The sequence below is a fragment of the Metallibacterium sp. genome, from assembly GCF_054637675.1.
This window is the reverse complement of record NZ_JBTSRB010000075.1, coordinates 1-9,593: the sequence shown is the minus strand read 5'-3', so window position 1 is coordinate 9,593 and position 9,593 is coordinate 1. Positions and strand designations below refer to the sequence as shown.

Genomic DNA, 9,593 nt, shown 5'->3' with positions numbered 1-9,593 from the left:
GGTTCAGCAGCTTGAGCGAGGGGCCGCCCGGCTTCTTCTCGCCGATCTCCCACTTCTGCACGGTGGAGGTGCTGGTGTTGAGCAGCGCGGCAAACACCGGCTGGCTTACCTGCAACTGCTCGCGCAGCGATTTGATCTTGCGCGGGCTGAGCGAGGGCACGGTGAGCCTGCACAGTGCGTCGAACTCGCTCATGCGACGCTTGTCGATAAACCCTTGCCCGTGCAAACCACGCGCGGTCTCGTGCACTTCGTCAAGGATGCGGCTTTGGCGTTTTTCGTCATTGCATATCTCCAGCAGTTCTCCAGCGGTCCAGGCCAGACTTGCGCAACCAGCGATTGAACGTAGCAAGACCCGGGTTTGAGTGCAGCGTGCACGGCGGCAGATCAAAGATTTCAGCGCATCGGCAGCGACGCCTCGCGCTGTGCAGCCATGATCGGCGCTGAACCGCAGCACGGACTCGCAGGAGCGCGCATAACTCGGCCCGTCGAGTCGTCTATCATGTCGCGCTTTCGACCCAACCGGATTGTCATGGCTGCTCTCGGCACCGCCACCGCTGATCTCAGCGCCAGCCTCAAGTCATGGCGGCTGTGGAGCCTGCTGGGCTGGATCGAGATCCGCCAGCGCTACGCGCGCTCCAAGCTGGGGCCGTTCTGGCTGACCATCAGCATGGGCGTGGTGATCGGCGCCATCGGGCTGGTGTTCGGCGCCCTTCTTGGCCAGAACATGGATACCTACTTGCCGATGCTGTCGATCGGCATGGTGGCGTGGACGCTGATGTCCACGATCATCACCGAAGGCTGCAACGCCTACATCAACAGCAGCAACTACATCCGCCAAGTGCACACGCCACGCTTGATCTATGTGCTGCAAGCGATGTGGCGCAACTTCATCATCTTTCTGCACAACTTCGTGATCGTGCTGCTCGTGCTGGGCATTTACGGCGTCAAGAGTTGGGAGACCGTGCCCCTGTTCCTGCTCGGCCTCATCGTGCTGCTGCTCAATGCCGTGTGGATGGCGATGGTGGTCGGCTTGTTCTCGGCGCGTTTCCGCGATCTGCCGCAGATCGTGATGGCATTCATGCAGATGATGTACTTCGTCACCCCGATCATGTTCGCGGCCAGCGCGCTGAAAAAACACGAGTGGATCGTGACCTTCAACCCGTTCGCCTACCTGATCGATCTGGTGCGCGAGCCGCTGCTGGGCAAGTGGCCGGCCTTGCTGACCTGGGAGGTCGCCTTGGGCATGACGGTTGTTGGCTGGCTGTTCGCGCTGGCGCTGACCGGGCGCTACCACAAGCGCATCCCCTACTGGCTGTGACCCGATGACGATGACCACGACCTCGATCACGCTGGAACACGTCGGGCTGGATCTGCCGATCTTCGATGTCTCCGGGCAATCGCTGAAAAAGCGCGTGCTGCGCGCGGGCCGCCGCAACCGCATCGCCGAGGACAACGCCGGCGTCGTCATCGTGCGCGCGCTGGACGACATCAGCTTCAGCGTCGAGGCCGGCGACCGCCTGGGCCTGATCGGCGCCAACGGCGCGGGCAAGTCGACGCTGCTGCGGGTGATGGCGGGCATATATCCGCCGACCGCGGGCAGCGTGCGCACGCAGGGCAAGACCGTGCCGCTGCTGGACATCAGCCTGGGCATGGACGAGCACTCCACCGGGCGGCAGAACATCCGCCTGCGCGGCCTGCTGCTGGGCATGGGCGACAATGAGATTCGCAGCAAGACCGAGGAAATCGCCGAGTTCACCGAATTGAACGATTACCTCGATCTGCCGCTGCGCACCTACTCCACCGGCATGCGCGTGCGCCTGGGTTTCGCCATCTCCACCGCGGTGGATGCCGAGATCCTGCTGCTGGACGAAGTGCTGGGCGTGGGCGACGCGCGCTTTCAGGAGAAAGCCAAGGCGCGCCTGGAAGGGCTGCATCGCCGCGCCGAGATCGTGGTGATCGCACTGCACTCCAACGAGGCGATCCGGCAAGCCTGCAACAAGGCCATATGGCTGGATCGCGGCAAGCTGATGGCGATGGGCAGCACCGCGGAAGTCACCGCGGCTTATGAGGCGCACGTGGCGCGCGGCTGACCAACTTGTCCGCTGAGCAACGCGCAGGATTTCGGTGTCGAACAAGCCCACCGCGCCCGGATACGCGCTGTCCGACCATGCACTGGATGACCAGCTTCGCTGTTGTGAAGCACTTCCCGCCTGCGCGGGGATGACGAGAACAGTCGCGGGGGTGGACTCCCCGCAACGACTGCAGCTCAGCGCGAATCAGATGCCTGGTTTGAAGGCTTTGCTTACCCTCACGCATGACTTTCACCGCGCGCCGGGCCGCGTCGGCATTCTTTTCAGCAAGGAAACGGTACAGGCGCCGCACATCGCGCAGCGCAGGCAACGCCCAGATCAGGCGTGGCATTCAGGCGGCTCGACATCCGTGCCGGATTCCAAGGCAGCCAGCAACGCACCCACTTCTTTGGCGGTCGCGTGCATGCCGGTGGCTTGATACTCATCCCAGGCATTGAGTCAAGCTTGCCGGAACGCCTCGCGCTTTTCTTCACGCTCGACGTACTGACTGATGGCCTCACGCATGAGCCAGTGCGGCGTGCGCTGGCGCGCGATAGCCAGGCGCTTCACACGCTCCTTGATGTCAATATCGATCTTGATCGCCACAGGACGAATGGCATGCTCGGTCATATGGCCAGCAGGGGCTAGGTATTAAAGGGAATGGCACTTACTTAAGCTCGTCATCCCCGCGAAAGCGGGGATCCAGCGCCTCTGGCAGCCTGAAGTCACTGGATTCCCGCTTTCGCGGGAATGACGGAAATTGGAGCTTTGCGCTTAAGTAAGTGCCATTCGTATTAAAGGTACCTTGCCATGCCGGGCGCGCATCAACAAACCGGTGCCCGCGCATGCTGCGGATAGCGCCTCGAATTCCGTACCACGCAAAAGCTCTCGGCGTCGGTCAGGCCGCCACGCTTGTCCTGCGTCGATGCTTCGGGCGGTGTCCGCAGACGCCGTGGAGCATCAACCCGTTACCCAGTTCACCAGACTCAAAGACGCCTTGATGCGCCGGAAATGGCGCTGATTGTTCGTTACCAGCGTCGCGCCAGCCGCCAGTGCGTGCGCCGCAATCATCATGTCCAACTCGCCAATCGGTTGCCCGCTGCCCACCAACTGATGACGAATCTCCGCATACCACTCGGCGGCGTCCGCATCCCATGACAGAACCCGGACGAGCTTGAAAAACCGCGCGACCACTCGGTGCAAGCGATGCTCTGACGGCAGTCGTTTGAGGCCATACAAAATCTCGGCGCGGGTCACTGCGGACACGCACACCATGGAAGGCGCAACCATGGCGAGCTTCGCTTCGATTGCCGCATAGCGCCCTTTGAGGACGTGGCTCGCCGTGTCGGTATCGAGCATGTACAGCGTCATCGTGTGCGCCGGGCGGCTCTCTTGCCCGGGATCGCGTCGAAGACACCTTGCGCCGCAGATGGAGTATTCATGGGTCGATCGACCATGAAGTCGTCACTGGGGCCAACGGCATGGACCAGGCCGAAGAAATCCGCCCAGGCCTTCACACCCGGACGACCGGACAAGAGGATGTCACCCGTTACATCATCGCGGATCACATACACCTCATCACCTTCGAAGCGGAACTCGGCAGGCAGCCGAACCGCTTGGCTCCCGCCGTTCTTGAACAGCTTGGCGATACGGGTTTCAGACATGGGGGCACTCGCGCTCAATCAATGTATATGCGCAAGTATATATTCGTGCGGGACGCCGCCGTCAACGGCGCCGCGCCCCTTGTCATGCCGAGCGCTGCGCTTCTGGATCCCCGCCTGCGCGGGGATAGGCTCTACGCAGGAATGACGAGCAAAGTCACTGGCCAGCAGATCCAGCGCGTCTCGCACCCGCAGCCACAAGCCACGAATGCACGGGCGGCCTCCGAGCTATCCGGAATTCACGGTAATCCGATGCAATTCGCTCGTGGCGAAGCTCCTGAGCAGGCTGCACGACTGGCGTGTGCCGCGTGCTCCAGTGGCACTTGCGCGGACCAGCAGGTTCGGGCTGCGCCATCGGCAGACACCGCGACGGATACGCGGCCAGCTCGATCTTCACTCGATAGCCAAGGGCTTGGGCGGCACGGCTGAGCGTGTCGATGGTCAATCCCGTGTCGGTCGCGTCGAGCAGGCGGTCGAGCATGGAGTGGCTCGTGTGCATGCGCCGCGCCATCGCCGCCTTGGTGATGCCCTGCGCCTGCATGGCTTCCTGCAACTGCCAGACGATCACCCGCTTGATCGCGCGCCAACGCTTCTTCGAGCACCCCTTCCTCGGCGAGGAAGTCGTCCAGGGTGCTGCCGATGTGGGGAATTTTCCTGGCCACGATGAACCTCTTGCATGCGCCGCAACGCGAGCGTCAGGTCATCCCTGGGCGTCGTGTCCGTCTGGATGTCAGTAACGTACTTGAGTCGCTGAACACTCCAATGCGCCGGCACCTCCCCAAGCCATGGCAGCACACTGTCTTTGTACTTGCCGCAGCGCGGAAAGCTCATGCGCGCACCGCCAGCCCTGCAAGCATGTCAAAGCACCGCCTCGATGCCCTTGCGCTCGAGCAGGTTCAGCAGCTTGAGCGAGGGGCCGCCCGGCTTCTTCTCGCCGATCTCCCACTTCTGCACGGTGGAGGTGCTGGTGTTGAGCAGCGCGGCAAACACCGGCTGGCTTACCTGCAACTGCTCGCGCAGGGATTTGATCTTGCGCGGGCTGAGCGAGGGCACGGTGAGCTTGCACAGCGCGTCGAACTCGCCCATGCGACGCTTGTCGATGAAGCCTTGTCCATGCAGCCCGCGCGCGGTCTCATGCACTTCGTCAAGGATGCGGCTTTGGCGTTTTTTCGTCATTGCAAATCTCCAGCAGTTCTCCAGCGGTCAGGGCATCTGCAACCTGGGTCTCGCTCAACGCCAGCAAAGTACCGGCGATTTCCTGCAGCGCGGTCAGCTCATCCGCCGCGATGTTGGCGCGCTCGTTCTTGCCGAAACCGAACAGGAAGAACCAGCGACTCTTGTAGTTGGTGCCGACCAGGGTGCGCGTGCTGCCGCTTTTGCCACGTCCCGGCAGGGCGATGCGTTTCTTGAGCACATGGCCGCCAAGATCGGCATCGATCAAGCCGCGCTCCATCTCCGCGACGGCTGCGCACAGGCGCTGATCCGACAGGCCAGACTTGCGCAACCAGCGATTGAACGTACGTGTCTTGAAGACCCGGCTCATGACGCAAGTCTATCACTGGGTGATACAGCTTGCCTGCGCGCCGGAACGCTCACGCGCGCGGCTCGGCGATCACCCGCTGGGAGAGGGAGCCTTTTCATCCCTTGGGGACTTCCGTTGGTCATCCTGGGCGCCCCTTCGTCATCCCACCTCGTCATTCCCGCGCGCCTTCGTCATTCCCGCGCAGGCGGGAATCCATTTCCAAACAGCAGATGGCTATCCGCACATCCAGCGCCTTCTGGCACTTGGAGACGGCGTCGGCACTGGATGACCAGCTTCGCTGTTGTGAAGCGCTTCCCGCCTGCGCGGGAATGACGAGTCTCAAACGAGGATGACGATAGGCTCAGGCGGCTTCAAGCGCCAAGTGGACACGCCGGCCCAGCGCCGTGGCAATGTTCACCAGCGCATCGAGCGAGAAGCGCGACACGCGGCCGCGCAGCAGATCATTGATGCGCGGCTGGGTCACGCCACAGCGTTCAGCCGCCTCGGCCTGTTTCCAGCCGCCAGCCTCGATGATGGCTGCGATCTGCTGCATGAGTTCCGCCCGCGCGCGCAGATTGGCCGCTTGCTCCGGGGTATCGGCGATGGCGTCCCACACACTGCCATAGGTTTCGTGCTTCGTCATGGTGCACCTCTCAGGAGCTCGACATAGCGGGACTTGGCCAGGTCGGTATCCCGCTTCGATGTCGCCTGCGCCTTCTTCTGAAACGCATGCAGCACATAGACCGCATTGCCCAGTCGAGCCGTGTAAATCACACGCTACGTGCCCGAGTCATCCCAGATACGAATTTCCTCAACGCCTCTGCCGATGGCCGGCATCGGCTTGAAGTCGTTCGGCTGCTTGCCCCGCTGCACCTTGTCGAGTTGGTAGCCAGCATCCTGCCTCGCGTCATCGGGAAACTCACGCAGGCTTTTGAGTGAGTCACCAAGGAATCGAAGGGGCTTCATGATTGAAATCATACTGGCATGGATATAAACGCACAACCATGCCGCGGCACTGGATGACCAGCGACTCCGGGGAACCTCTAAAAACCTCGCCTTTGATCGTCATTCCCGCGAAAGCGGGAGGCGCTTCACAAACAGCGAAGCTGGTCATCCAGTGCCTTTGCTTTCAAGGGTTTAAAGTCGCTGGATCCCCGCCTACGCGGGGATGACAGCCGGGATGTCGGGTTTTTAGAGGTTCCCTCCGCTGAGTGTGTGACCTCGCCCCTACATGGCTTCCCGCTGCCAGGCGATCACCCGCTTGATGGCGCGCGCCGACTGCTGTGGACAAGCTCAGCAAGACAAACAGATTGCGGAATGCTGAGCATGCCTGGTTTGCTGTCTTTACCCGCCATCGCGCGCCGCGAATGGATAGTCGCGCACGACCACCGGCGTCGCTTCATCCAGGGCCGTGCTGGTGGTGACGCGCATCCCGGCGGTCTGCACGCACAGCCCGAGCACGCGCTCGATCGCGTGCGCCATGGTTCCATCCTGTTGCCCCGTTTCAGGCTCGAACTCGAACAGTTCCAGCGACGTGTCGAGCAGCGGACGCAACGCCTCGAGGCGCGCGTAGAACATGGAACCTGCCGGGAAAGCAGCCGTGTCCGGATCGATCTCGCCAATACCCATGCGCCGGCACAGCGATTGCACATTGCCGGCATTGGCGCCCCAGTACGCGCGCAGACTCAACCAGTGTCCGTCAGGCACCACCATGCCCAGCGCAGACTGCGCCTGAAAGGCTTGCAGGATGCACTCGGACTCGTCCAGCGCGACCAGCTTGTCGAGCAGATCGCGGCGCCAAGTCTCACCATCGCCGCGATGCAACGAGCGTTTGGTGTGCAGCTTCAGGACCAGGCTTTCACCCTCATCGAGCAAGCGCGACGCCAGTTGCAGGAACGGCAGCACATCGCGCCCGCGGTTCTCGAAAACCTGGATTTCCGCCGTCATGCCCAGCGCGGCAATCCTCTGGCGCACGGCCTTTTCGCTGGCCGCGACCGTACTCAACAGCAGTCGGTACGGCATGCCCCAGGTACGCAGTGGCAGCAGGATCTCGTCCAGCAATTCGGGATAGAACGCATGCAGCACCACGCACACCCGTTGTGATGGACGCAGTGATGGCGCAACGTTCGGGCTTGCTGCCACGACTTGCAGCGCCGCGCGCGTGGCTTCGAGCCAGGCGTAGCCGAGACGCGCGTCCGGTTCGAGATAGGCGCCCTCCGACCATTCATTCCAGGCATTGATGAACAGCAGCGTCGACTCGCGATTCGCGCAACGGCGCAGCGTGTCGCGCATCGCGGCCACCAGCCAGTCGCGGTAACGGCGTGGCGCGGCATGCAGAAACACGCGGCCGCGACCCGTGCGTCGCGCCTCGTTGTCCCAGGCCGGACAAACGCCGCGGTGCAGCGTGCCGGCATCATCCGGCAGCATCGGCGGAGCCGCGGCCAGGCTGCGCCAGTCGTGCACGCGGCCGGCAAAATTCGGATCGAGCCGCTTGACCTGTGCGGTGATATCGCGCGCCGCGACATTGTTGGGCGGAAACTCGATCGCGGCATCGAAGCCGATATCGCGCGGCACGAAGCTGTCGAACGCCAGCGTGAACGCAAGATGGATCTCGCCAATGCCCAGCTCGCGGCAGCGCGTGCGCCAGCGTGCGGCCGTGGCTTTCGGATCGGGCAAGAGACTCGGCCGATACACCACCAGCACCGGCTTGCCATCCACCTTGATGGCGCGCGCATCGCGCAGATAGCGCGCCACGTAGTCGATGAACGCCCCATCGTCCTCGGCGCCGTGCTGCTGCGCGATCAACACATCGTCATCGCGCCCATCCCAGCGCCGCGACCAGGGTTCGTTGGCCCAGCACAGGCAGAACGGCATGTCGTTGCCGACATCGACCAGAAAATCCAGCAGTGGCTGCTCCAGCAATCGACGCCCACCGAACCAGTAGAAATAAAAGCAGAAGCCATGCACGCCATGGGTGCGCGCCAATCGCGCCTGAGCGCGCAGCACATCGGGTTGGCGCAAGTCATAAAAGCCCAGCGCACCGGGCAATTGGGGCTGCGCCTGACCCTCGACCTTGGGCAAGGCGCGCGCCACCAGCGTCCACTCGGTGAAACCGGCGCCCCACCATGCATCGTTTTCGGCCGTGGGATGAAACTGCGGCAGATAGAACGCCACCAGCCGCACCGGCGTCGGCGCGGGCAGGCTGGCCAGCGATTGCGCGACATACCCGATGCCACACCCACCCGCATGCGGGCGCGATAGCACTCGCATGGCGTCATCGACGGTCGGTGCGTCCGATGGGGCATGCGCGGCTTGTTCCAACTCGCGCGCGGCATCCTGCTGCGCGGCGAGCACCAGCCGACGCAGAAGCGCCGAGCGCGCAGCCAACCAGCGCTTGATGCGCACCCGTTGCGCCGCGAATGGCAAGGCCTGGTACAACTTGCGAAATTTGCGCATGCGGCTCAGATCGGAACAGGTCCGAAAGCATGCCGGCAAGTGCTGCTGCTATTCAACTGCGCGAATCGGATACTGCAGGTACACGAGCATGCGCAGCTCGCGGCGGCCGCGTGTCACCGTATCGAGAATGATGCCCGTGGTCAGCGCAAGAGCGGCCAGCACCATGATGCCTAGCGCCAGGAACGCCGTGGGAAAGCGCGGAACCAGGCCCGTGGCCAAGTAATGCACCACCACCGGCGTGCCCAGCACCACGGACAGTAGCGCCAACAGCAGGGCAATCGCACCGAAAAACAGCATTGGCCGCTCGTGGCGCACCATGCGCAGGATCAACCGCAAGATGCGCCAGCCATCGCGATAGGTGCGCAACTTGCTCTGTGAGCCTGGAGGTCTTCCGCGGTAATCACCTTCCAGGTGCGCCACCGGCATCGTCAGTTCCAGCGCATGGATGGCGAGTTCCGTTTCGATATCGAAGCCCACGGACAGCACCGGGAACGACTTGACGAACCGGCGCGAGAAGACCTTGTAGCCCGAGAGCATGTCCTGCACCTGGTCGCCGAAAATATGCCGGACCGTGCCGGTGAGCACGCGGTTGCCCCAGCGGTGACCCTCGCGGTAAGCGCTCTGCTCGGTCTCGCGGCGCACGCAATTGACCAGATCGCAGGGCCCGTCCATCGCCAGACGCAGCATCGCCGGCGCGATGGCCGCGTCATAAGTGGCGTCTCCGTCGACCATGACGTACCAGTCCGCCTCGATGTCACGGAACATGCGGCGCACAACATGGCCTTTGCCCTGACGTGTTTCCGAATGCACCGTGGCGCCGGCTGCGGCCGCCACGCGCGCGGTGCCATCGTGCGAGTTGTTGTCGTAGACGTAAATCCGCGCATC

14 protein-coding genes and 1 pseudogene are annotated in these 9,593 nt (G+C 63.1%); 4 read left to right on the top strand and 11 right to left on the bottom strand.

Features of this window, described 5'->3' with window-relative positions:
• On the bottom strand, window positions 1-454 hold a 454-nt coding region (locus tag ACYDAT_RS15105), incomplete at its 3' end, for a helix-turn-helix domain-containing protein (protein WP_461451160.1).
• 75 nt (window positions 455-529) lie between these two features.
• On the opposite strand from ACYDAT_RS15105, the gene ACYDAT_RS15100 reads away from it, so the two are divergent.
• Genes ACYDAT_RS15100 through ACYDAT_RS15090 form a run of 3 tightly spaced genes read left to right on the top strand, consistent with a single transcriptional unit; the run spans window position 530 to window position 2,508 of the window.
• A complete protein-coding gene (locus ACYDAT_RS15100; RefSeq protein ID WP_461442332.1) occupies window positions 530-1,318 on the top strand; it encodes an ABC transporter permease in 789 nt (262 codons plus the stop codon).
• Between the two features lie 4 nt (window positions 1,319-1,322).
• Window positions 1,323-2,090 (top strand): ABC transporter ATP-binding protein, encoded by a 768-nt coding sequence (locus ACYDAT_RS15095; RefSeq protein ID WP_461442331.1) that lies wholly within the window; start codon window positions 1,323-1,325, stop codon window positions 2,088-2,090.
• Between the two features lie 34 nt (window positions 2,091-2,124).
• A complete protein-coding gene (locus ACYDAT_RS15090; RefSeq protein ID WP_461451158.1) occupies window positions 2,125-2,508 on the top strand; it encodes a hypothetical protein in 384 nt (127 codons plus the stop codon).
• Window positions 2,509-2,528: 20 nt separating this feature from the next.
• On the opposite strand, the gene ACYDAT_RS15085 is transcribed toward ACYDAT_RS15090, so the two are convergent.
• The 6 genes from ACYDAT_RS15085 to ACYDAT_RS15060 all read right to left on the bottom strand — a co-directional run bounded on the left by ACYDAT_RS15085 (window position 2,529) and on the right by ACYDAT_RS15060 (window position 5,273).
• The gene (locus ACYDAT_RS15085) at window positions 2,529-2,699 is read right to left on the bottom strand and encodes a CopG family ribbon-helix-helix protein (protein ID WP_461442359.1); all 171 of its coding nucleotides are present in this window, start codon (window positions 2,697-2,699) and stop codon (window positions 2,529-2,531) included.
• 330 nt (window positions 2,700-3,029) lie between these two features.
• Window positions 3,030-3,440 carry a type II toxin-antitoxin system VapC family toxin gene (locus ACYDAT_RS15080; RefSeq protein WP_461451156.1) on the bottom strand — a complete coding sequence of 137 codons (411 nt, stop codon included), beginning with the start codon at window positions 3,438-3,440 and terminating at the stop codon, window positions 3,030-3,032.
• Entirely contained in the window at window positions 3,437-3,733 is a 297-nt protein-coding gene (locus ACYDAT_RS15075) for an antitoxin (protein WP_461440551.1), read from the bottom strand. Before ACYDAT_RS15075 ends, ACYDAT_RS15080 begins: the two co-directional genes overlap by 4 nt.
• A gap of 154 nt (window positions 3,734-3,887) precedes the next feature.
• Window positions 3,888-4,298, bottom strand: coding sequence for a helix-turn-helix domain-containing protein (locus ACYDAT_RS15070; RefSeq protein ID WP_461440550.1), 411 nt, complete (start codon window positions 4,296-4,298; stop codon window positions 3,888-3,890).
• Between the two features lie 290 nt (window positions 4,299-4,588).
• On the bottom strand, window positions 4,589-4,906 hold the full coding sequence (locus ACYDAT_RS15065; protein WP_461440549.1) for a helix-turn-helix domain-containing protein: 318 nt from the start codon (window positions 4,904-4,906) through the stop codon (window positions 4,589-4,591).
• On the bottom strand, window positions 4,875-5,273 hold the full coding sequence (locus ACYDAT_RS15060; protein WP_461440548.1) for a type II toxin-antitoxin system RelE/ParE family toxin: 399 nt from the start codon (window positions 5,271-5,273) through the stop codon (window positions 4,875-4,877). The genes ACYDAT_RS15065 and ACYDAT_RS15060 overlap by 32 nt, the downstream gene beginning before the upstream one ends.
• Between ACYDAT_RS15060 and ACYDAT_RS15055 the strand changes: the two genes are divergently transcribed.
• Window positions 5,272-5,541: a hypothetical protein gene (locus tag ACYDAT_RS15055; RefSeq protein WP_461440547.1), complete on the top strand. Its 270-nt coding sequence runs from the start codon at window positions 5,272-5,274 to the stop codon at window positions 5,539-5,541. The two genes, ACYDAT_RS15060 and ACYDAT_RS15055, sit on opposite strands and share 2 nt — an antisense overlap.
• 72 nt (window positions 5,542-5,613) lie before the next feature.
• Here the strand turns inward: ACYDAT_RS15055 and ACYDAT_RS15050 are convergent, their stop codons facing one another.
• The 4 genes and pseudogenes from ACYDAT_RS15050 to ACYDAT_RS15035 form a co-directional block, all read right to left on the bottom strand.
• Window positions 5,614-5,895, bottom strand: coding sequence for a helix-turn-helix domain-containing protein (locus ACYDAT_RS15050; RefSeq protein WP_461440546.1), 282 nt, complete (start codon window positions 5,893-5,895; stop codon window positions 5,614-5,616).
• Window positions 5,892-6,218: pseudogene (locus ACYDAT_RS15045) on the bottom strand (type II toxin-antitoxin system RelE/ParE family toxin). Before ACYDAT_RS15045 ends, ACYDAT_RS15050 begins: the two are co-directional and overlap by 4 nt.
• A gap of 378 nt (window positions 6,219-6,596) precedes the next feature.
• The gene (locus ACYDAT_RS15040; protein ID WP_461451153.1) at window positions 6,597-8,708 is read right to left on the bottom strand and encodes a glycoside hydrolase family 99-like domain-containing protein; all 2,112 of its coding nucleotides are present in this window, start codon (window positions 8,706-8,708) and stop codon (window positions 6,597-6,599) included.
• A gap of 48 nt (window positions 8,709-8,756) precedes the next feature.
• On the bottom strand, window positions 8,757-9,593 hold an 837-nt coding region (locus ACYDAT_RS15035; RefSeq protein ID WP_461451151.1), incomplete at its 5' end, for a glycosyltransferase.

Coding starts and splice junctions, on each gene's coding strand:
- ACYDAT_RS15040 (WP_461451153.1), bottom strand. CDS start 8,708: ATGCGCAAATTTCGCAAGTTGTACCAGGCCTTGCCATTCGCGGCGCAA.
- ACYDAT_RS15085 (WP_461442359.1), bottom strand. CDS start 2,699: ATGACCGAGCATGCCATTCGTCCTGTGGCGATCAAGATCGATATTGAC.
- ACYDAT_RS15075 (WP_461440551.1), bottom strand. CDS start 3,733: ATGTCTGAAACCCGTATCGCCAAGCTGTTCAAGAACGGCGGGAGCCAA.
- ACYDAT_RS15095 (WP_461442331.1), top strand. CDS start 1,323: ATGACGATGACCACGACCTCGATCACGCTGGAACACGTCGGGCTGGAT.
- ACYDAT_RS15080 (WP_461451156.1), bottom strand. CDS start 3,440: ATGACGCTGTACATGCTCGATACCGACACGGCGAGCCACGTCCTCAAA.
- ACYDAT_RS15065 (WP_461440549.1), bottom strand. CDS start 4,906: ATGACGAAAAAACGCCAAAGCCGCATCCTTGACGAAGTGCATGAGACC.
- ACYDAT_RS15100 (WP_461442332.1), top strand. CDS start 530: ATGGCTGCTCTCGGCACCGCCACCGCTGATCTCAGCGCCAGCCTCAAG.
- ACYDAT_RS15055 (WP_461440547.1), top strand. CDS start 5,272: ATGACGCAAGTCTATCACTGGGTGATACAGCTTGCCTGCGCGCCGGAA.
- ACYDAT_RS15060 (WP_461440548.1), bottom strand. CDS start 5,273: ATGAGCCGGGTCTTCAAGACACGTACGTTCAATCGCTGGTTGCGCAAG.
- ACYDAT_RS15050 (WP_461440546.1), bottom strand. CDS start 5,895: ATGACGAAGCACGAAACCTATGGCAGTGTGTGGGACGCCATCGCCGAT.